The organism is Thauera sp. SWB20, assembly GCF_000831325.1.
Classification (GTDB): domain Bacteria; phylum Pseudomonadota; class Gammaproteobacteria; order Burkholderiales; family Rhodocyclaceae; genus Thauera; species Thauera aminoaromatica.
The window spans coordinates 1-21,270 of sequence record NZ_JTDM01000008.1 but is presented as its reverse complement, the minus strand read 5'-3'; the positions used below and the strand labels follow the sequence as shown (position 1 = coordinate 21,270).

General features: G+C 70.6%; 11 protein-coding genes. 6 read left to right on the top strand and 5 right to left on the bottom strand.

Going from position 1 to position 21,270, the window contains the following annotated elements:
* The 3 genes from PO78_RS01095 to PO78_RS01085 all read left to right on the top strand — a co-directional run bounded on the left by PO78_RS01095 (position 1) and on the right by PO78_RS01085 (position 4,592).
* The gene (locus tag PO78_RS01095) at positions 1–1,176 is read left to right on the top strand and encodes an ABC transporter permease (protein WP_052484334.1); all 1,176 of its coding nucleotides are present in this window, start codon (positions 1–3) and stop codon (positions 1,174–1,176) included.
* A gap of 22 nt (positions 1,177–1,198) precedes the next feature.
* Positions 1,199–3,145 (top strand): PHA/PHB synthase family protein, encoded by a 1,947-nt coding sequence (locus PO78_RS01090; protein WP_043741504.1) that lies wholly within the window; start codon positions 1,199–1,201, stop codon positions 3,143–3,145.
* 478 nt (positions 3,146–3,623) lie between these two features.
* Positions 3,624–4,592, top strand: a complete 969-nt coding sequence (locus PO78_RS01085; RefSeq protein WP_004313705.1) for a D-2-hydroxyacid dehydrogenase — start codon at positions 3,624–3,626, stop codon at positions 4,590–4,592.
* Between the two features lie 400 nt (positions 4,593–4,992).
* Here PO78_RS01085 and PO78_RS01080 read toward each other — a convergent pair whose 3' ends face one another.
* On the bottom strand, positions 4,993–7,794 hold the full coding sequence (locus tag PO78_RS01080; RefSeq protein WP_082047668.1) for a nitrate reductase: 2,802 nt from the start codon (positions 7,792–7,794) through the stop codon (positions 4,993–4,995).
* 386 nt (positions 7,795–8,180) lie between these two features.
* Here PO78_RS01080 and PO78_RS01075 point away from each other — a divergent pair, with 386 nt between their 5' ends.
* Together PO78_RS01075 and PO78_RS01070 are read left to right on the top strand one after the other, a co-directional pair.
* Complete coding sequence (locus PO78_RS01075) at positions 8,181–9,377, top strand: IS256 family transposase (RefSeq protein WP_043741499.1); 1,197 nt, start codon at positions 8,181–8,183, stop codon at positions 9,375–9,377.
* 222 nt (positions 9,378–9,599) lie between these two features.
* Positions 9,600–12,392 (top strand): hypothetical protein, encoded by a 2,793-nt coding sequence (locus PO78_RS01070; protein WP_156147753.1) that lies wholly within the window; start codon positions 9,600–9,602, stop codon positions 12,390–12,392.
* A 21-nt stretch (positions 12,393–12,413) separates the two neighbouring features.
* Here the strand turns inward: PO78_RS01070 and PO78_RS01065 are convergent, their stop codons facing one another.
* Entirely contained in the window at positions 12,414–14,384 is a 1,971-nt protein-coding gene (locus tag PO78_RS01065; RefSeq protein ID WP_043741492.1) for a bifunctional protein-serine/threonine kinase/phosphatase, read from the bottom strand.
* A gap of 89 nt (positions 14,385–14,473) precedes the next feature.
* Entirely contained in the window at positions 14,474–15,688 is a 1,215-nt protein-coding gene (locus tag PO78_RS01060; protein WP_004323077.1) for a nitrate/nitrite transporter, read from the bottom strand.
* Positions 15,689–16,035: 347 nt separating this feature from the next.
* Here PO78_RS01060 and PO78_RS01055 point away from each other — a divergent pair, with 347 nt between their 5' ends.
* The gene (locus PO78_RS01055) at positions 16,036–17,220 is read left to right on the top strand and encodes a multidrug effflux MFS transporter (RefSeq protein WP_043741486.1); all 1,185 of its coding nucleotides are present in this window, start codon (positions 16,036–16,038) and stop codon (positions 17,218–17,220) included.
* 138 nt (positions 17,221–17,358) lie between these two features.
* Here the strand turns inward: PO78_RS01055 and nirD are convergent, their stop codons facing one another.
* Together nirD and nirB are read right to left on the bottom strand one after the other, a co-directional pair.
* Positions 17,359–17,670 (bottom strand): nitrite reductase small subunit NirD, encoded by a 312-nt coding sequence (gene nirD, locus PO78_RS01050; protein WP_012584885.1) that lies wholly within the window; start codon positions 17,668–17,670, stop codon positions 17,359–17,361.
* A 200-nt stretch (positions 17,671–17,870) separates the two neighbouring features.
* On the bottom strand, positions 17,871–20,348 hold the full coding sequence (gene nirB, locus PO78_RS01045) for a nitrite reductase large subunit NirB (RefSeq protein ID WP_043741483.1): 2,478 nt from the start codon (positions 20,346–20,348) through the stop codon (positions 17,871–17,873).
* Positions 20,349–21,270: the final 922 nt, after the last annotated feature.

Genomic DNA, 21,270 nt, shown 5'->3' with positions numbered 1-21,270 from the left:
ATGGTCCGCCACCCGACTCCACCGAAGCAGCCGGACCAAGCCGGCCGCAGCACCCACCTGCGCAACACCTGGAACCTCGGCCTCAAGGAGTTCCGCAGCCTGTCGCGCGACCTCGCGATGGTCTTCCTGATCGTGTTCATGTTCAGCGCCTCGATCTACGCCGACGCGCGCGCCAAGCCCGAGAGCCTGTCGCGCGCCGCGATCGCGGTGGTGGACGAGGACGGCTCGCAGCTCTCCGGCCGCATCGTCGCCGCACTGCAGCCACCGCAGTTCCTGCCGCCCGAGCACGTCGGCCTCGCCGACATGGACCGCGGCCTCGACGCCGGCCGCCACACCTTCGTGCTCGACATCCCGCCGAACTTCCAGCGCGACGTGCTCGCCGGACGCAGCCCGGCGCTGCAGCTCAACATCGACGCCACCCGCCAGGGCCAGGCGCAGACCGGCGCGGCCTACATCCAGAACATCCTCGCCGACGAGGTGCGCGCCTTCGTGCAGCGCATGCGCGCCCCGGCGCCGCAGCCGGTCGAGCTCGTGCCGCGCGCGATGTTCAACCCCAACCTCGAGGCGAGCTGGTTCGCCGCGATCAACGCGATCATCAACAACGTCACCATGCTCGGCATCCTGCTCACCGGCGCCGCACTGATCCGCGAGCGCGAGCACGGCACCATCGAGCACCTGCTGGTGATGCCGGTCACCCCCCTCGAGATCATGCTGTCGAAGATCTGGTCGATGGGCGTGGTGGTGCTGGTGGCCTCGTCCTTCTCGCTGCAGGTGATGGTGAAGGGCGTGCTCGGCATCGACGTGGCCGGGTCGGCGCTGCTCTTCGGCGCCGGCACCCTGCTCTACCTCTTCGCCGCCGCCTCGATCGGCATCTACATGGGCACGATCGCACGCTCGATGCCGCAGTTCGGGCTGATGTCCATCCTGATCCTGCTGCCGCTGCAGATCCTCTCCGGCGGCGTGACCCCGCGCGAGAGCATGCCCGAGGCCATCCAGACCATCATGGGGCTGGCGCCGACCACGCACTACGTGTCGCTCGCGCAGTCCATCCTCTTCCGCGGCGCCGGACTGGACGTGGTGTGGCCGGCCTTCGCGATGGTGGCGGCGATCGGCGCGGTCTTCCTGGCGCTGGCGCACCATCGCCTGCGCCAAACCATCGGAACGATGCAGAATTGAACCCTTGCGAAAGGAGAATGCGATGAGCCCATCCGCCCCCAAGCCGCCCTCGGGCGAGGTCGCTCCGGCGCCCACGCGCGCCCGGCGCAGATCGGCGACCACCGCGCCCCCCGGCACGGCCGGCAAACCCGCACGCGCCGCGCGGTCGGACACTGCGAGCGCGAACACGTCCAGCGCGCAGGCCGGAAAGTCCCCCGCCCGGCCCGCAGCCTCCGCCGCCCGCAGCTTCGCCGAGCCCTTCGCCCCGCCACCGCCGCGCAACCCGCTCGATCGCCGGGTGCACGCTGCGATCGCGCGCGCCACCGCCTCGGTGTCGCCGATCGCGCTGCTGCTCGCGACGGTGGACTGGGCCGGCCACCTCGCGGTCTCGCCGGGCAAGCGCATGGAGCTCGCCGATCTCGGCATCGCGCAGATGCGCCGCCTGCTGCGCTACGCGCACCAGCTCGCCATCGCCCCGGCGGGCAGCGCCGCGCACGAGTGCATCGAGCCGCCCGCGCAGGACCGCCGCTTCCAGGCGCCCGAGTGGCACGCCTGGCCCTTCAACCTGATGCACCAGTCCTTCCTGCTCGGCCAGGAATGGTGGGACGCCGCCACCCACGGCGTGGCCGGCGTCTCGCGCCATCACGAGCAGGTCGTCGCCTTCGCCGCGCGCCAGCTGCTCGACCTGTTCTCGCCGGGCAACTTCCTGCCCACCAACCCGGTAGTGCTGCGCCAGACCCTGGCGAGCGGCGGCATGAACCTCGCGCGCGGCGCCGTCCACGCCGTCGAGGACTTCGAGCGCCTCGTCGGCGGCGCCCCGCCGGCCGGCGCCGAGGACTTCGTCGTCGGCCGCGACGTCGCGGTCACCCCGGGCAAGGTGGTGCTGCGCAACCGCCTCATCGAGCTCATCCAGTACGCGCCCGCCACCGCCGACGTGTACGCCGAGCCGGTGCTGATCGTGCCGGCCTGGATCATGAAGTACTACATCCTCGACCTCTCGCCGCACAACTCGCTGGTGCGCTACCTGGTCGAGCGCGGCCACACCGTGTTCTGCATCTCGTGGAAGAACCCCGGGACGGACGAGCGCGAGCTCGACATGGACGACTACCTGCAGCTCGGCTTCTTCGCCGCGCTCGACGCGATCAATGCCATCGTCCCGGGACAGAAGGTGCACGCCACCGGCTACTGCCTCGGCGGCACCCTGCTGGCGATCGCCGCGGCGGCGATGGACCGCGACGGCGATGCGCGCCTCGGCTCGATGACGCTGTTCACCGCGCAGACCGACTTCACCGAACCGGGCGAGCTCGCGCTCTTCATCGACGACAGCGAGGTCAGCCTGCTCGAGGCGCAGATGGAGGAGACCGGCTTCCTCACCGCCGGCCAGATGGCGGGTGCGTTCCAGATCCTGCGCTCCAACGACCTGCTGTGGTCGCGCGTCGTAGGCGAATACCTCATGGGCGAGCGCACGCCGATGAACGACCTCATGGCCTGGAACGCCGACGCCACGCGCATGCCCGCGCGCATGCACAGCCAGTACCTGCGCCGGCTCTTCCTCAACGACGACCTCAGCGAGGGGCGCTACCCCGTGGGTGGCAAGCCGGTGGCGCTGTCCGACATCGAGCTGCCGGTGTTCTGCGTCGCCACCCTCACCGACCACGTCGCGCCCTGGCGCTCGGTGTACAAGCTGCACTACCTGGTGCCGACCGAGATCAGCTTCGTGCTCACCAGCGGCGGCCACAACGCCGGCATCGTCAGCGAGCCCGGCCGCCCGCGGCGCAGCTTCCGCATGCACACCCGCCCCGCGGGCGGCAACTACGTCCCGCCGGACGACTGGCTCGAGCGCACGCCCGAGCAGGAAGGCTCGTGGTGGCCGGCCTGGAGCGACTGGCTCGCCGCGCGCAGCGGCACGCGCGTGGCGCCGCCGGCGATCGGTGCCCCAGACTATCCCGCGCTCGACGACGCGCCGGGCTGCTACGTGCATGAGAAGTGAACGGACGATGCGGGCAGCTTGACCGCGCCGCCGATGCAACCGCCCCCGCCGCGCCCCGCACACCCCGCTACGCCCGCGGCGGGCTGCAGGAGCGGGTGCAGGAGCGGGTGTGGGAGCGGGTGTGGGAGCGGGTGTGGGAGCGGGTGTGGGAGCGGGTGTGGGAGCGGGTGTGGGAGCGGGTGTGGGAGCGGGTGTGGGAGCGGGTGTGGGAGCGGGTGTGGGAGCGACGCAAGTCGCGATTCCCGCCCGCCTCGATCCGCCTGCGCCCAGCGCAGCGCTGCCGCCTTGATCGCGACTTGCGTCGCTCCCACAGCCACCCCGAGCGCTGCGGTCGTCCTGCGCGAGCGCCGCGTTCTTGCCGTCGGAGCGCCGCGGTCTTCCTGTGGGAGCGACGCAAGTCGCGATTCCACCTCTCCGCACCGCCCCCCTCCCCATCGCCCGCCCCGGCGATCCGCTTCGTTCCCCCACAGAGCCCCCCATGGAAAAGATCGTCTTCCTCGACCGCGCCACGCTCGCGCCGCAGATCCGCCTGCGCCGTCCGTCCTTCGCCCACGACTACGCCGAACACGCGCGCACCGCCCCCGCCGAGGTCGTCGAACGCCTCGCCGGCGCCACCATCGCGATCCTCAACAAGGTCCGCCTCGACGCCGCGGCGATCGCGCAACTGCCCGCGCTGCGCCTGGTCGCGGTCGCCGCCACCGGCACCGACTGCGTCGACAAGGCCGCCTGCGCGGCGCGCGGGATCGCGGTATGCAACATCCGCGGCTACGCGCGCGACACCGTGCCCGAGCACGTCTTCGCGCTCCTGCTCGCGCTGCGCCGCCAGCTCATCCCCTACCGCGACGACGTGCTCGCCGGCGAATGGCAGCGCGCCGGGCAGTTCTGCTTCTTCAACCACCCCATCCACGACCTCGCCGGTACCCGGCTCGGCATCGTCGGCGCCGGCGACCTCGGCCAGCGCGTGGCGGCGATCGCGCGCGCCTTCGGCATGGAGCCGGTGTTCGCCGCGCGCAAGGGCGAACGCCCCGGCGACGACAGCTACCTGGCCTGGGACGAGGTGCTCGCGACCAGCGACGTCATCAGCCTGCACTGTCCGCTCACCGAGGCCACCCGCGGCCTCGTCGGCCTGCCCGAATTCCGCGCGATGGCGCGGCGTCCCCTGCTGATCAACACCGCGCGCGGCGGCATCGTGGATGAGCACGCCCTCGTGCAGGCGCTCGACGAGGGCCTGATCTCCGGCGCCGGCTTCGACGTCACCGACGGCGAACCGCCCGCGCCCGACAGCCCGCTGATGCGCATCGCCGCCCGCCCGAACGTCCTCCTCACCCCGCACATCGCCTGGGCCTCGGATGAAGCGCAGCAGGCGCTGGCCGATCAACTTGTCGATGTCATCGAAAAATTTGTTGCTGGCCAGCCGAAGAATCTCGTCTCCGGCGGGTTTGCGTAGGCGCGACGCGAGTCGCGATCCAGCGGTCGATCAATCGCGGCGCGGATCCCGCGCGCTGCGATCGCGACTCGCGTCGCTCCCACAGAACCGCCAACGCCCGGTGTGGGACGTAGGCGCGACGCGAGTCGCGATCCAGCGGTCGATCAATCGCGGCGCGGACCCCGCGCGCTGCGATCGCGACTTGCGTCGCTCCCACAGAACCGCCAACGCCCGGTGTGGACGTAGGAGCGACGCAAGTCGCGATGCATTCGGCCAAAATCTAGAAATTCGCCTTATAGTCGAAGCATTATTTTTTGTTGCACTGCACAAAAAATTTCTCTACGATTGCACCTGTCTCCTCCACCCTCCTCCTTTGGTGTGGATTTGCCCGGGCCTCGCAAGACGCCCGGGCTTTTTCTTTTCAGCTCCCCTCGGCGAGCATGCGGCGGATCTCGGGCACGCACGAACCGCAGGACGTGCCGCAGCGCAGCCTGGCCTGCAGCGCGTCGAAGTCGCGCACGCCGGCGCCCGCGGCGATCGCCGCCGTGATGTCGGCCTCGGACACGTTCAGGCAGTTGCACACCACCCGCCCGCGCCCCGCATCTCCCGTCGGCGGGGTCGCCAGCGGTGCCAGCAGCCACGGACGCAGCGCCGCCGCGTCGCGGCGCTCGACCACCGCCTCGCTCAGCCAGCCCGCGGCTGCGGTCTCGCCGGTCAGGCGCAGGCCGACCAGGCGGCCGTCCTCGATCAGCGCACGCTTGCTGATCCCGCGCGCGGGGTCGGCATACGACAGCAGCCCGTCGCCCTCGAGGCCGAGCAAGGCGTCGAGCTCGGCGAGCCAGCCGGCCGGGATCGGACGGTCGTGCGCGACCCGCATCACCACCGCCGGCGTGTCGCGGCCGGCGAGCGCGAGCGAGGCGTAGGCGAAGCGCTCCAGCCAGGGCGACAGCAGCGCGGCCTCCTCGGCCGCAGTCCGCCCGGGGCGTTCGGCACGCACCAGCAGCATGCGGTTCGGCAGCTCGACCGGCTCGATGCGCACCGCCGCGTGCTTGAGCTCCGGCTGCTTCGACAGCGGATCGCAGGCGCCGCCGAAGAGCAGGTTGATCCCGGCCGAGTTCAGCGCCCGCCGCCCCCAGTGCATCCCGACGAAGGCCATGCCGTGCCGTAGCGCGCTCGCCGCGGCCACGCGCAGCACCAGCTCGCCGTGCCGGCTCGACACCTTGACCAGGTCGCCGTCGACGAGGCCGCGCCGCGCCAGCTCCTGCGGGTGCAGCTCGATGCGTGCCTCGTCCGCATGGCCGTACAGGCGCGCCACCTTGCCGCTGCGGCTCAGGCCGTGCCAATGGTCGCGCAGGCGGCCGCTGGTGAGGGCGAGCGGATAGCGCACGCCGGTCTTCTCGGCAGTGAGCGCGCGCGCCGGCACGACGAAGCGTGCGCGCCCGTTCGGCGTCGCGAAGCGACCGTCGGCGTAGAGACGCGCTCGCGCCGCGGCATCGGCGCCATCCACCGCCGCCCCCGCCGGAAACGGCCACTGCTGCGGGCCTTCACCTTCCAGCAGGGAATAGTCCAGCCCGGTGATGTCGAGGTCGCGCCCGGCGGTGCTGGCGACGTGCTCGGCGAAGATCGCCTGCGCCGACGCGTAGGCGAACATCGCCGCCGCCTGCGGCTTGCCGATGCGCGGTGCGAGCGCGCGTGCGAAGTCGCACACGATGCGCCAGTCGGCACGCGCCTCGCCCGGCGCCGGCACGGCCGCGCGCACGCGGCTGATGCGGCGCTCGGAGTTGGTCACCGTGCCCTCCTTCTCCCCCCAGGTGGCGGCCGGCAGCACGAGGTCGGCGAAGGCCGCGGTCTCGGTGCCGGCGAAGGCCTCCTGCAGCACGACGAAGTCGCAGGCCGCCAGCGCCTCGTGCACCAGGGCCTGCTCGGGCATGGACTGCGCCGGGTTGGTGCACGCGATCCAGATCGCCTTGACGCGGCCCTCGCGCGCCGCGCGGAACAGCTCCACCGCGGTCAGGCCGGGCTCCGAAGGCACGCTGTCCACGCCCCACAGCCGCGCGATCTCCGCGCGATGCGCGGGATTCGCCAGGTCACGATGCGCCGGCAGCAGGTTCGCCAGGCCGCCGACCTCGCGCCCGCCCATCGCGTTGGGCTGGCCGGTGAGCGAGAACGGCCCGCAGCCGGGGCGGCCGATCTTGCCGGTGGCGAGCGAGAGCGCGATCAGCGCGGCGCCGTTGTGGGTGCCGTGCGTCGACTGGTTGAGCCCCTGGCACCACAGCGACAGCGCCGCCGGCGCCTCGCCCCACCAGCGCGCCGCGGTGACGATGTCCTCCGCCGCCACCCCGCACACCGCCGCGGCCACCGCCGGGCTCACCCCGTGCACATGCGCGCGCAGCGCCTCGAAACCCTCGGTATGGGCGGCGATCCAGGCTTCGTCGGCCAACCCGTCGCGCAGCAGCACGTGCAGCATGGCGTCGAACAGCCAGACGTCGGTGCCGGGCAGGATGGCCAGGTGCAGGTCGGCCATCGCCGCGGTGTCGGTGCGGCGCGGATCCACCACGACGATCTTCATGCCCGGCCGCCGCGCCCTCGCCTCCTCGATGCGGCGGAAGGCCACCGGATGCGCCCACGCCGGGTTGGCGCCGGCGATCAGGATCGTGTCGGCGTGGTCGAAGTCCTCGTAGCAGCACGGCGGCGCGTCCGCACCCAGCGTGGCCTTGTAGGCGGCGACCGCGCTCGACATGCACAGGCGCGAGTTGGTGTCGACGTTGTTGCTGCCGATCAGCCCCTTCATCGCCTTGTTGAAGACGTAGTAGTCCTCGGTGAGGAGCTGGCCGGAGATGTAGAAGGCGACCGCGTCCGGCCCATGCTCGGCGATCACGTCGGCGAAGCGCTGCGCGGCCACGTCGATCGCCGCGTCCCAGCCGATGCGCGTGCGGGCCTCGCCGCGGCGGGCGCGGTATTCGGGGTAGAGCACGCGGGTATCGTGGCCGGCGGTGAGGTGCAGGGTCGAGCCCTTGGTGCACAGGCGGCCGAAGTTGGCCGGATGTGCAGGGTCGCCGCGCACGCCGGTGATGCGGGTGCCGTCGTGCTCGATCAGCACGCCGCAGCCGACGCCGCAGTAGGGACAGGTGGCAGGGGTCTCGCCCGGCGCCGCGGCGCGGATCGGGATCGTGCGCCGGCCAGCGGGCGAAGGCCGGGCAGGTTCGGGCAGGGGATGGGTCATGGTTTGCCTCGTCCGTAGGGGTCTGGATCGGGTCAGCGCGAACCTCCTTGCCCGATCGACCCACCACCGTTGGCGTGTCGAACGCTGTCCGGGGAAGATCGGATGCAAACTGCGTGCCAGCCGTGTTTTCCGCATCGTGCGGGCCGTCGCGGCGTCGGCCCGGGCGCAGACATGCACCGTGCTGGGGTGCGGTGCACGCGCACGGTGCGTCGATCCGCGCAGCCGCCCGCGCCCTGCCCGGGACCCTCCCCCTGCCCGGCGGATGGACGTGCGGACCGGTAGTGTTCTGATCAGTGTGCAAAAGCCCGAACGGGCTTGCAGAGAAGGGTGGTCATGGTAAGAGGTTGATTGTGCAGATCGACCTTGATCCCTGGGGAGGGCAAACCATGACCACGAGCAAGGGTAATACGGTGTCGTTGTCGGCGAAAGAGCTGGTGTCTGGCGACCGTGACCTGATGAAGTCGCTGATGAAGGAAGCGCTGCAGGAAGTGCTCGAAGGCGAGATGACGGAGTTTCTCGGCGCGGCACCGAGCGAGCGCAGCGAGACGCGCAGCGGGTACCGGGCGGGCTACTACCACCGGGGGCTGGTGACCCGGATCGGCAAGCTGGAACTGCGGGTACCGCGCGACCGCAGCGGCGAATTCTCGACGGCGCTGTTCGAGCGCTACGCGCGCAGCGAGAAGGCGCTGGTGGCGGCGTTGGCCGAGATGTACGTGCAGGGCGTCTCGACCCGCAAGGTCAAGGCGATCACCGAAGAGCTGTGCGGGCACAGCTTCTCGGCCTCGGCCATTTCGGCGATCAACAAGAGCCTGGACGAGGCGCTCGAGCGCTTTGCCAGCCGGCAACTTGAAGAGGCGTATCCGTACGTGATTCTGGATGCGCGCTACGAGAAGGTGCGCGAGGACGGGGTGATCCGCTCGATGGCGGTGCAGATCGCCATTGGCATCAACTGGGAAGGGCAACGCCAGGTGCTGGCGGTGGAGGCGGCCAACCGGGAGAGCCAGAGCAGTTGGAAGGACTTCCTGCTGCGGCTCAAGGAGCGTGGGCTCACCGGCGTGGAGTTCGTGGTCTCGGACGACCACGCAGGCCTGAAGAAGGCGATCAGCGAGGTGTTGTGCGAAGCGGCCTGGCAGCGCTGCTATGTGCACTTCCTGCGCAACGCGCTCGACTACCTGCCGAGGAAGGCCGACGATGACTGTCTGCAGGAGCTGCGCTGGATCTACGACCGGCGCAACTTGCAGGAAGCCAACCGCGACCTGGCGGCGTGGATCACCAAGTGGCAGGGCAAGTACCCGAAGCTCGTCGACTGGGTCGAGAGCAATATCGGCGAGACCTTGAGCTTCTACCGGCTGCCTCGGGCGCACCACAAGCACTTGAAGAGCACCAACATGCTCGAGCGGCTCAACGAGGAGATCAAGCGGCGCACGCGCGTGGTGAGGATCTTCCCGAACACTGAGTCGTGCCTGCGGCTGACCCGGGCGCTGTGCGTCGAAACCCACGAGACGTGGCTCGAAGACAACCGTTACCTGAACATGGCCCTGTTGGCCGAGCAGAAGAAGGAGCAGTTGAGACTGGCCGCTTGACGGCCGCCGCCGTGGTCGGCGCTCCGGGCTACGCCCTGCGCACCGACCACGGCAACCCGGAATCAACCGATTACCTGATCAACCCTTTTGCACAACTTGACGCACACAACTTGCGGACCCGAACCTGCCGACCTATAGTTGAACGAAAGCGGACGCCCCCTCCGTGCCCCGACGCGGGCGCTCGGCTCCGCTGCCGGACCGACACGGCCAGGGAGTCCCTCGATGGTTCCGATCGCTCGCGATACCCCACCACCTCCTTCAGGGCGCCGCGTCCTCGCGCTCGGTCTGCTGATGGGCGCCAGCACCGGCTTCCAGTTCACCGAGTTCCTGCAGGTCTCCCTCAGCCTGAGCTGGTTCCTGCCGGTGCTCGCGGCTTGGCTCGCGCATCGCCATGGCATCGGCGTGTTGCGCGCAGCGTGGCCGCTCGTGGTGTTGCCGGCGTTCGGCGCGAGCCTCGACCATGGTGTCGTCGGATTCAGTCTGGGGGTCTCGACCGCGACCCTGCTGCTCGCGCTGACCGTCTCCGCGGCGGCGGACGCGCAGCTGCGCCTGCCGCCCCTCAGGCACTGGCTGCGTGGCAACACCGTATGGCCGGCGAGTCTGGCCCTGTGCCTGCTCGTCGTCGCCGCGCTGGAGACCGCCGCATGGCGGGTGGATGCATGGCGGATCGACGTGCTGGCACTTCCGGCCGTGCTCCTGCTGCTCGCCGCCATCCGCTGGGAGGCGGTGGCAGCCGCTGCATGGCCGACCGTCCCCCGCCGGCACGGCGGCGCGTTCGTCCTCGTGGCCGCGACGATCGGGCTGGCCGGGCTGGTGCTCAGCGGCACGGTCGGCTCCGGGCCGCTCTACCTTCGCGTCGGCACCTACAGTCCGGCGCCCTTCGTCGCCATCCTGTGCTTCGGCCTGGTCGTCCTTGGATTCGCGCCAGCGCGCAACGTGGCGGGCCTGCTGCTGGCGGGCCTGGTCCTCGATCGCCTGCTTGCGCTCGCACTCGGCGCATCACCCGCAGCCTTCGCGTTGGCGACGGACTGGCGCACCCTCGACTGGGAGGCCCTGCTCGCCAGCCTGGCGACGACACTGGCCGGCCACGTGCTGCAGCCCTTCTTCAAGGGCGGCTCGTTCTCTGTGCCCAACGCCCGGCCCGTGCTGCACCTGCTGCTCGCCTGGATCGCGCTGCTGCTGTTCACCCCGCTGCTGGCGGGCTTCGCCGCACCGTCGGGTACAGCGGGGCTGTGGCTGGTGGCGGCGATCGCATTCACCGCCGGAACGTACTGGCGCGAGCGCAGCCTGGTCTTCGTGCCGCCCCTGCTGATGTTCCTGTGGCTGCTCGCCGCGCTCTTCGCACCGGCTGGCGGCCCGGGCCGCGCGCCCGGCATGCTGGCGACACTCGGCATGCTCGGCTTCGCTTTCGCCTTCTGCGGCACCTTCCTCGCGCACAGCCGCGAGCTCTCCGCGCTCGGCGCAGCACGCGCGCCGGCCGGGGCGCCCGCGGTACAGGCCGAGGCGATCGAGCGCGTCGACGTCTCGCCGCTCGCCGAGGTAGTCGAAAAGGTCGATCGCTCGGCGACCTGGCGTTCCTTCCTCGTCGCCGCCGCACCTTTCGTGGTGCTCTGGCAGCTGTTCGAGCTGTACGGCTTTCGCCAGTTCGTGGAGAACACGATCGACAGCTTCGGCGAAGAGCCGATGCTGGAGGACTGGCACTATGCGGTCGCGGCCGTGCTCGCGCTCGCACCGCTCGGTTTCACGTTCTGGGACTGGCTCGACCGCCAGGATCGTTTCCGCCTGCTCGCGCTGGCGAGCGGGAGCATCACGGGCGCGATCGCGTGGCAGGTGTTCGGCAGCCTGCTCGGCGCCGGCATCGGGGAGCTGTTGGGGGACTTCGGCGACACCCCGCTCGTGGCGGGCGGCATGCTGGTCTTTCCGGTGCTGCTGCTCGGCTCCGGGCTGCTGGCAGGCAGCGACCGCCGCATCGCCCGTCCGCTCTTCCTCGCGCTGTGCGTCCTCGCCGGCGCGGCCACGGTCGCCGTGCTCGCGTCGCTGACGAGCGAGGACATGGTCGAGGCGCAGGAGCTGCCGCGGCTGCTTGCCGTGTTGGGCTTGATCGTCTTCATCTGCGTCGCGCTGGCGCGCTTCATCCGGCTGCGCCTGCTGCTCGCAGGCGACCGTCCGCGCGAATGGCTGTTCGGCACGCTGCGCGACAAGGGTTTCTGGGTGCGGATGGCCGCCACCGCAGGCCTGCCGTCCTCATCCTGGCGCCAGGGCGCCCTCGCCGAGCCCGCCTTCTGGGCCTTGTTCGCGGCGCGCTTCGTGGTCTACGCCGGTGGCGTGCTCGCGCGCTCCTGGGCCGTGGTCGGCGCCGTCGTGATCCTCTTCGGCCACCTGCTCTTCCACGCCGGCAAACGCCTGAGCGCACGCGAGATGTGGTGGCCGCGGGCACGCGCCGGAGCGGACCGGCCGATCCTGTTCCTGCGTGGCTTCGACGATGATCAATGCACCTACCGCCGCCGCCCGTGGCAGCTGCTCGCGCGCTGGCTGGACCTGTGGTCGTTCCGCCAGAACCTGGACGAGGCGCTGGTCGACGAGCTCGCACAGTTCGGCCCGGTGGTCGCCCTCGGGCGACCCGGCGACACGCGCACGCCCTTCGGCGCGCAACGCCATTACTCGGCCGACGCCGACTGGCAGCAGACCCTCGCCGACGCCGCGCGCTCGGCGCAGGCCATCGTGCTGGTGGCGAGCGACTCGCCGGGCGTGCAGTGGGAATACGCGCTGCTGAAGGACGAGGCCATGCTCGACAAGGTGCTGCTGATGTTCCGCCCCGATGGCGCACACACCGCCGCCAACCGCCATGCGGCCGAATGGATGTGCCCGGGTGGCGCCGCCGCGGTCGATGCGGCCATCGCCGCCGGCCTGCGCCCGGTGAGCCTGCGCTTCACCCAGGGCCAGCCGATCCTCACCGCAGCGCAGACCGCCAACGCCGCGGCCGGCGTGCTGGCGCTGCGGCTGCATTTTCAGTGAGCGAAGCGTGCGGTGCTCGGCTCAGGAGCGGCTCAACAGGAACAACAGCACCACATTGAGCAGCAGCGAGGCCAGCGCGATCAGCTTCAGCGCCAGCGTCGGCCGGCGCTCGAGCAGCGGCGTGCGGCGCGGCACCGCGAGCGGCTGCCAGGCGCCGCGCTCGAGCGCGAGGCGGAACTCCTCGGCGGTCTCGAAGCGGGCGGCGGGTTCGCGCGCGCACGCCTTGAGCAGCACCGCCTCCAGCCAGGCCGGCGTGTCGGGGCGGTGGCGGGTGGGCGGGACGGGTTCGCCGAAGCGCGGGTGCTGGAAGGGCTCGACCTCGCCGTAGGGGAACTTGCGCGTGAGCAGCTCGTACAGCGTCACCCCGCAGGCGTAGAGGTCGGAGGCCTCGTTGGCCGGCGTGCCGGCGAAGAGCTCGGGCGCCATGTAGGACGGCGTGCCCGGGTTGTTGATCTCGCGCAGGTCCTCCGCCTCGCTCGCCGCCACGCCGAGGTCGAGCAGACGCAGCACGCCGTCGCGGCCCAGGTGCAGGTTGTCGGGCTTGATGTCGCGATGCACGATGCCCAGCCGGTGCAGCACGCCGACCAGGCGCAGCAGGCGCGCGCCGAGCTCGGCGACCTCGTGCGCGCGCAGGCGCTCGCCGCGCGCGAGCAGCGCCTTCAGACTCTCGCCCTCGTGCCAGCTCATCAGATAGTACAGATGCGCGCGCGCGGGCCAGTCGGCCACCTGCGGAAAGCCCTGCGCCGGCACCCGCCGCGCCAGCCACTCTTCGCGCACCAGCGCGCGGCGCGCGTCCTCGTCGTGCTCGTGGGCGGGCAGCAGGGTCTTGAGGACCCAGCGCGACGCCGCATTCGCGCCTTGCGGCGCTCCCACAGGAACCGACGCGGATTGGGGCGACGTCGACAGGGTCCGGGCCGATGTAGGAGCGGCGCAAGCCGCGATTGCGGCCGTGGAATCCTCGATGCGGCAAACCCGATACAGCACGGTCAGCCGCGACACATGCAGCACCGCCTCCACGCGCAGTCCGTCGAGCGTGTCGCCCTCGGCCAGGCGCGGCGGCAGCGGCAGGCGGCGGCCGGCGGCGAGGCGGTCGCGCAGGTTGTCGGCGGGCAGCGCGCGCACGCAGGCCACCAGCGCGCTGGCGTTGTCGTTGCCGCCGGCGCGCAAGGCGGCTTCGACGAGGGCATCGGCGGCGGCCTGCGGGTCCAGGCCGGCTTCCGCTACCCTCGCGCACGCTCCGGCCTCCTCGGACACCCCCACGCCATTTTCACGCCCCGCCCTTCCCTGCGCCTCCGTTCCCCGCGTTACGGGTTTCGGTGTCACCACCCCCACCGCAGCCCGTCCCCCACCCTCCCTTTCCTTCTCCTGCCCCGCCTGGCGCGCGAGCAGCGCCGCGATCGCCTCGTCGCCGAGCGTGTTCCACACCCCGTCGGTCAGCAGCACGAAGACGTCGCCCAGCGCCAGCTCGCCGTCGTCGTGATCCACCAGCAGGCGCGACTCCAGCCCCAGCGCGCGGCGCAGCACGTTGCTCAGCTCCGGGTGCGGCCAGGTGTGGTCCTCGCTCAGGCGCAGAAGCGCGCCGTCGCGCCACAGGTAGGCGCGCGAGTCGCCCACGTGCGCGAGGTGCCAGCGCCGCCCGCGCAGCACCAGCGCGGTGAGCGTGGTCGCCATGCCCGCGGTCTCGGCGGTACGCGCCGACTGCGCGAGCAGCCAGCGGTTGGCCGCGCCGAGCACGGTGTCGAGCGACTTCTGCACGCTCCAGGTGTGGGCCGTGGAGAAGTAGTCGGCGAGCAGGCTGCGCACGGAATACTCCGCCGCCTCGCGGCCGTGCGCGTGGCCACCGACGCCGTCGGCGATCGCCAGCAGCACGCCCTTGGCCGCGCGCTCGTCGCCCTCGGGCATCGCCGCGGCGACGAAGTCCTCGTTGGCCGGGCGCGGCCCGGTCCGGCTGGCGTGGCCGAGGAGGATCTCCAGGGGGGTCAGGTCTTTCATCTGCTCACTCGCCTTTCTCGACGTGAAGCCAACGGATGCGGGATGATCAAACTCAGGACCTGACCTCGTTCGGGACCCCATTCGGCCATTCAGATCTTCGCCGAGGTCAGGTGCGCCGCGCCCCAGGTCGTGCGCCAGCGCGTCTTCACCGCGGTGAGCCCGACCAGCGCGAACACCGCCAGCGCCGCAAAGATCAGGAAGCCGGCCTGGTAGCTGCCGGTGAGCTGGCGCGCGAAGCCGAGCGAGGACGCCAGGTAGAAGCCGCCGATGCCGCCCGCCATGCCGACCAGGCCGGTCATCACGCCGATCTCGCGACGGAAGCGCTGCGGCACGAGCTGGAACACCGCGCCGTTGCCCATGCCCAGCGCCAGCATCGCACCCACGAAGGCCACCAGCGCCATCCACGCCTGGGGCAGGCCGACGCTGACGATGGCGAGGAAGATCGCCGCCAGGATGTACATCACGGTGAGCGACTTCACGCCGCCGATGCGGTCGGCCACGTTGCCGCCGATCGGGCGCACCAGCGAGCCGGCGAACACGCAGGCCGCGGTGAAGTAGCCCGCCATCTTCGGATCCAGCCCGTACTGGGTGTTGAAGTAGATCACCAGCGACGAGGCCAGACCGACGAAGCCGCCGAAGGTCACCGAGTAGAAGAACATGAACCACCACGCGTCCTTGTCCCGGAGCACCGCGAGGTATTCGGCGAAGCGCTTGGGCGGCGGTGCGTCGGGCGCGTCCTTGGCCATGAAGCAGAAGGCCACCAGCACGATCACCAGCGGGATCAGCGCCAGCCCGAACACGTTGTGCCAGCCGAAGGCCATCGCCAGCCCGGGCGCGAACAGCGCCGCGAACGCGGTGCCCGAGTTGCCGGCCCCGGCGATGCCCATCGCGGTGCCCTGGTGCTCGGGCGGATACCAGCGCGAGGCCAGCGGCAGCGCCGCGGCGAAGGACGCGCCCGCCACGCCGAGGAAGACCCCCAGCACCAGCACCTCGTTGAACGAATGCACGCCCACCAGCCAGGCGTAGGCCAGGGCCCCGATCACGACGAGCTGGCCGATGATCGCCGCCTTCTTCGGCGACAGGCGATCGACCACCACGCCCATGATCATGCGCAGGATCGCTCCCGCCAGCACCGGCGTGGCCACGATGAGGCCCTTCTGCGCGTGCGACAGGCCGAGGTCGGCGGCGATGCCGACCGCCAGCGGACCGAGGATCACCCACACCATGAAGGCGAGGTCGAAGTAGAGGAAGGCGGCGATCAGTGTCGGCGTGTGGCCGGCCTGCAGGAAGGATTTCTTGTCCATGTCGGGCTCCAGGGTCGTGCTTGAAGCGCACCATCGGTGCGGGAATCTCCAGCGCGAACCTCTTCGCCCGACCGCCCCGCCGTCATTGGCGGGGTCGTACGCTGTGCTGGTGTCTGCTCAGCAAGCGTCGTGCCACATTTGAAATCGTTCTAAATCAGTCAGTTGGACTTTGCGCTCGACGGTGGCGACGCACCAGCTTGGTGTGCGGTGCACAAAAGCGGTGCGCACGCGGGCGTGCCGGCTTGCGCGCAAGCCCCCCCCCCGCGCCGACGAGGAAGCACGCCTGCGGGCAGCATTCATGCTATTTTCTCGATAATTTTATTTATTCTCGATTTACAAAAGCCACCATGCCCGCCCCCCTCGTCATCCTCATCCTGTCCCTGCTGCTCGGCCTGCAACCGATCACCACCGACCTTTACCTCCCCGCCCTGCCCGCGCTCACCGCCAGCTTCGGCGCGGTCCCGGCGCAGGCGCAGCTGACGCTCACCGCGCTCCTGCTCGCCTTCGGCGCGTCACAGCTGTTCTGGGGCCCGCTGTCCGACCGCATCGGACGCCGCCGGGTACTGCTGATCGGCCTCGCCGGCTACACGCTGGCGGCGGTCGGCAGCGCGCTCGCCGGCTCGATCGAGGTGATGGTGTTCTGGCGGGTGCTGCAGGGCGCGTTCATGGGCGCGGGCACGGTATGCGCGCGCGCGATCGTGCGTGATCTGTATGCGCCGCAGGAAGGGGCGCGCGCGATGAGCAAGGGCTTGTCGGGCCTGGGCGTGGCCGCCTGCCTGAGCCCGCCGCTCGGCGGCGTGCTGGCCGAATGGTTCGGCTGGCGCGCCACGCTGGCGGCGCTGACGGTGATGGGCGCGGCGACCCTGTTCGTGGTCGCCCGCCACTTCCAGGAGACCCTGCACGAACGCCACCCCGAGGCGCTGCAGCCCGCCGTCCTGCTGCGCACCGCGCGCGGCATCGTCGGCAACCGCAGCTTCTGGACCTACGCCTCGCTGTGCACCGCGTCCTTCGGCGGACTGTTCTGCATCCTGTCGGCGTCGTCCTTCGTCTTCATCAACCTGCTCGGCACCTCGCCGAGCTTCTACGGCGTGCTGCTCCTGCTGTCGGCCTTCTACATCGGCGGCACCATGCTGTGCCGGCGCATGATCCAGCGCTTCGGCGTGCAGCGCAGCGTGATGATCGGCGGGGCCCTGTCGCTGAGCGGCGGCGGCCTGATGCTGGCGTTCGCGCTCTCCGGGGTGAGCACGGTGTGGACCATCATGGTGCCCGCCTTCATCTTCATGCTCGGCCACGGGGTGCACCAGCCCTGCGGCCAGAGCGGCGCGATCGCCCCTTTCCCGAAGGCGGCCGGCGCCGCGTCGGCGATCACCGGCATCCTGATGATGGTGGTGGCCTTCGGCGCCGCGTACTGGGTGGGCGCCAACATGGACGGCAGCGCCCTGCCGATGATCGTCGGCGTGGCCTTCTGCAGCGCCGCCGTCGCGTTCATCGCCTGGGTGCCGGTACAGCGCGTGAGGCTGGGGGCCGTGTAGGGGCGACGCGGCCGGTCGCCCCTGCGGGAGCGGCGGGCGGAGGATCGATGCGGGGGTGGGGGCGACCCAGCCTCGCCCCTCCGGGAGCGGCGGGGCCGACGATCGATGCGGAGTGGAGATCACCCGCTGGGTCGCCCCTTAGGTCGCCAGCCACACCTCGCCGCCCTCCACCTTCACCGCGAAGCTCGCGCACGCCCCCACGTCCGGCGCCACCGCCTGGCCGTCCTGCAGGTTGAAGTTCCAGCCGTGCAGCGGACAGGTCACCTTGCGGCCGTGCACGATGCCTTGCGAGAGCGGGCCACCCTTGTGCGGGCATTGGTCGTGCAGCGCGAAGACCTCGTCGTCGGCGTTGCGGAAGACGGCGATGTCGTCCGCGCCGGGGCGCCGCACGACGCGGGAGCCGAGGCGGGGGATGTCGTCGAGCAGGCAGATGCGTTTCCAGTCGGTCATGGTGGGTTCCTTCTTCGGAAGCTCGGTTCGGTTGTTATTTGTAGGAGCGACGCCAGTCGCGATGCCGGTGCCCGGAATCCGCGCCGCGCTCGGTCGGGGGGGGGGGGGTGATCGCGACTTGCGTCGCTCCTACGGGACGTCATCGAGGCGCCGTGGTTTTCGTAGGAGCGACGCGAGTCGCGATTCCGGCGCCCGGAAACTCAGGCCTCGACCCTGATCGGGATGAACTGCTTCACCGTCTCCTCCTCGCGGCTGGTCTGCCACGGATCGCGCGCGTCCTTGAGCGCGTCGAGCAGGCGCGCGTGCAGGCGGCGGCGGTTCTCGCCGTCCTCGACCACCTTGGCCTTCACGTAGTCGAGGCCGACGCGGTCGAGCCAATGCACCGTGCGCTCGAGGTACCAGCCCTCCTCGCGGTAGAGCTGCAGGAAGGCGCCGGCATACTCCATGACCTCCTCGTCGCTGCCCACCTTGCACAGATACTGCGCGACCTCGGTCTTGATGCCGCCATTGCCGCCCACATACAGCTCGTAGCCGGAATCGACGCCGATCACGCCGACGTCCTTGATCCCCGCCTCGGCGCAGTTGCGCGGGCAGCCCGACACCGCAAGCTTCACCTTGTGCGGCGCGTACATGTCGAACAGCATCTTCTCGAGCTTGACCCCCATGTCCATCGCCAGCTGGGTGCCGAAGCGGCAGTGCTCGGCGCCGACGCAGGTCTTCACGGTGCGGATCGACTTGCCATAGGCGTGGCCCGACACCATGCCGGCCGCGTTGAGGTCGGCCCAGATCGCCGGCAGGTCCTCCTTCTTCACCCCGAGCAGGTCGATGCGCTGGCCGCCGGTGACCTTGACCGTGGGCACCTGGTACTTCTCGGCGGCGTCCGCGATCGCGCGCAATTCAGAAGGCGTGGTCAGCCCGCCCCACATCCGCGGCACCACCGAATAGGTGCCGTCCTTCTGGATGTTGGCGTGCGCGCGCTCGTTGATGAAGCGCGACTGCGGATCGTCCCTGGCCTCGTGCGGCCACGACGAGATCAGGTAGTAATTGACCGCTGGCCGGCACTTGTCGCAGCCGTTCGGCGTCTTCCAGTTGAGCGTCTCGAACACCGCCTCCTTGCTCGTCAGGTGGTGCTTGAAGATCGCCTCGCGCACCACCTTGTGCGAATGCTCGGTACACGCGCACACCGGCTTGTCGTTGGCGCTCACCGCCTGGTAGGCGCCGCCGACGGTGGAGGCGAGGATCTGCTCGACCAGGCCGGTGCACGAGCCGCAGGAGGACGCCGCCTTGGTGTGCTTCTTGACCTCGTCGAGGGTGAACAGGCCCTTCTCCTTGATCGCCTTGACGATGGTGCCCTTGCACACCCCGTTGCAGCCGCACACCTCCGCCGTGTCGGGCATGCTGGCGGCGCGGTTCTCGCCCTTGTGGCCGGCGTCGCCCAGCTTGTTCTGGCCGAACATCAGGTGGTCGCGGATCTCGGCGACGCTCTGGCGATCCTTCATGAGCTGGAAGTACCACGAGCCGTCGGCGGTGTCGCCGTACAGCACCGAGCCCACGATGCGGTCGTCCTTGAGCACGACGCGCTTGTACACCCCGCCCTGGCGGTCGTGCAGCACGATGTCCTCGGTGCCCGGGCCGCCGCTGAAGTCACCCGCCGAGAACACGTCGATGCCGGTGACCTTGAGCTTGGTCGAGGTGACCGAGCCCTCGTAGCGGCCGATGCCGAAGTTGGCGAGGTGGTTGGCGCACACCTTGCCCTGCTCGAACAGCGGCGCCACCAGGCCGTAGGCGATGCCGCGGTGCGCCACGCACTCGCCCACCGCGTAGATGCGCGGGTCGGTGACGGTCTGCAGCGTGTCGGAAACATGGATGCCACGCACCCGGCCGCTGCCGCAGTAGAGGCCGGCGGATTCGGCGAGCTCGTAGTTCGGCCGGATGCCGGCGGCGACCACGACGAGGTCGGCGGGGATCTCCATGCCGTCCTTGAAGCGCACCGCGCCCACGCGCCCGTTCATGCCGCCCTGCGCGTTGCGCGCCGGCAGCAGCGCCTCGGTCTGGCGCGCGAGCAGGAACTTCATGCCCTTGGCCTCGAGCGAGGCCTGCAGCATGTCGGCCGCCGCGCGGTCGAGCTGGCGCTCCATGATCCACTCGCCGAGGTGCACCACGGTCACGTCCATGCCGCGCAGCATCAGCCCGTTGGCCGCCTCCAGGCCGAGCAGGCCGGCGCCGATCACCACCGCGTGGCGGTACTTGCCGGCGGCCTCGATCATCGCCTCGGTGTCGGCGATGTCGCGGTAGCCGAGCACGCCCGGCAGGTCGTTGCCGGGGATGGGCGGGATGAAGGGCGTCGAGCCGGTGGCCAGCAGCAGGCGGTCGTAGTCGGCCTCGGTGCCGTCGCCGGCGAGCACCTTGCGGCGCACGCGGTCGATCTTCACCACCTTGCGGCCGGCGTGCAGCGTGATGCCGTTGTCGCCGTACCAGTCGAGATCGTTGAGCATGATCTCGGGCAGCGTCATCTCGCCCGCCAGCACCGGCGAGAGCAGGATGCGGTTGTAGTTGCCGTGCGGCTCGGCGCCGAACACGGTGATGTCGTAGAGGTCGGGCGCGAGCTTCAGCAGCTCCTCGATCGTGCGCACGCCCGCCATGCCGTTGCCGACCAGCACGAGTTTCATCTTCTTCATGGGGTTTCTCCGCAACAAGGCCGATTGGGTCGGAATGAAAACGGCGCCCATCCCGCTCGATCCCCAGCAGGGGGCGAGTGGAATGGACGCCGTTGTCCACCAGACCGTAAAACGCTGCGGCAGCACTCGCTGCCGCTCACCCGACCGCCGTTGGCCAGGGGCTCGAGGGAGAATAAGCATCAAACATGCCAGCGCCTGGGGGCGATCGATCCGACCAAAGCGCCGCCCAACCCCCACCGCCCGCACTGCTGCGGTGCAGCACCCACACCCACATGCACAGCCCTGGTGCGAAGCACACCGCACCGGAATCCCCAACCCGCAGCGTCCGGGGTCGCATCGAATCGCACCTCCCCGAACCTCGTCACGCCCGGCCTGGCATGTAGGAGCGACGCCAGTCGCGATCACGGCGCCCGGAATCCGCACCACCCCGGCCCTGCCGCCGCCATCGCGACTTGCGTCGCTCCCACAGAAACCCGTAACGCTCCCGGCCTTGGCGCACGAGCGACGCCAGTCGCGATCCCTCCAAAACTCGCAGCGCCCGGGGTGGGACGTAGGAGCGACGCCAGTCGCGATCACGGCGCCCGGAATCCGCGCCACCCAGCCTGGCCGCCGCCATCGCGACTTGCGTCGCTCCCACAGGAACCCGCAACGCTCCCGGCCTTGACGCACGAGCGGCGCCAGTCGCGATCCCCCCAAAACCCGCAGCGCCCGGGGTGGGACGTAGGAGCGACGCCAGTCGCGATCACGGCGCCCGGAATCCGCGCCACCCAGCCTGGCCGCCGCCATCGCGACTTGCGTCGCTCCCACAGGAACCCGCAACGCTCCCGGCCTTGACGCACGAGCGGCGCCAGTCGCGATCCCTCCAAAACCCGCAGCGCCCGGGGTGGGACGTAGGAGCGACGCCAGTCGCGATCACGGCGCC

Bases quoted from the DNA above. Each gene is read 5' to 3' on its own strand.
- PO78_RS01095 (WP_052484334.1), top strand. From the start codon at position 1: ATGGTCCGCCACCCGACTCCACCGAAGCAGCCGGACCAAGCCGGCCGC.
- PO78_RS01090 (WP_043741504.1), top strand. From the start codon at position 1,199: ATGAGCCCATCCGCCCCCAAGCCGCCCTCGGGCGAGGTCGCTCCGGCG.
- PO78_RS01085 (WP_004313705.1), top strand. From the start codon at position 3,624: ATGGAAAAGATCGTCTTCCTCGACCGCGCCACGCTCGCGCCGCAGATC.
- PO78_RS01080 (WP_082047668.1), bottom strand. From the start codon at position 7,794: ATGACCCATCCCCTGCCCGAACCTGCCCGGCCTTCGCCCGCTGGCCGG.
- PO78_RS01075 (WP_043741499.1), top strand. From the start codon at position 8,181: ATGACCACGAGCAAGGGTAATACGGTGTCGTTGTCGGCGAAAGAGCTG.
- PO78_RS01070 (WP_156147753.1), top strand. From the start codon at position 9,600: ATGGTTCCGATCGCTCGCGATACCCCACCACCTCCTTCAGGGCGCCGC.
- PO78_RS01065 (WP_043741492.1), bottom strand. From the start codon at position 14,384: ATGAAAGACCTGACCCCCCTGGAGATCCTCCTCGGCCACGCCAGCCGG.
- PO78_RS01060 (WP_004323077.1), bottom strand. From the start codon at position 15,688: ATGGACAAGAAATCCTTCCTGCAGGCCGGCCACACGCCGACACTGATC.
- PO78_RS01055 (WP_043741486.1), top strand. From the start codon at position 16,036: ATGCCCGCCCCCCTCGTCATCCTCATCCTGTCCCTGCTGCTCGGCCTG.
- nirD (WP_012584885.1), bottom strand. From the start codon at position 17,670: ATGACCGACTGGAAACGCATCTGCCTGCTCGACGACATCCCCCGCCTC.
- nirB (WP_043741483.1), bottom strand. From the start codon at position 20,348: ATGAAGAAGATGAAACTCGTGCTGGTCGGCAACGGCATGGCGGGCGTG.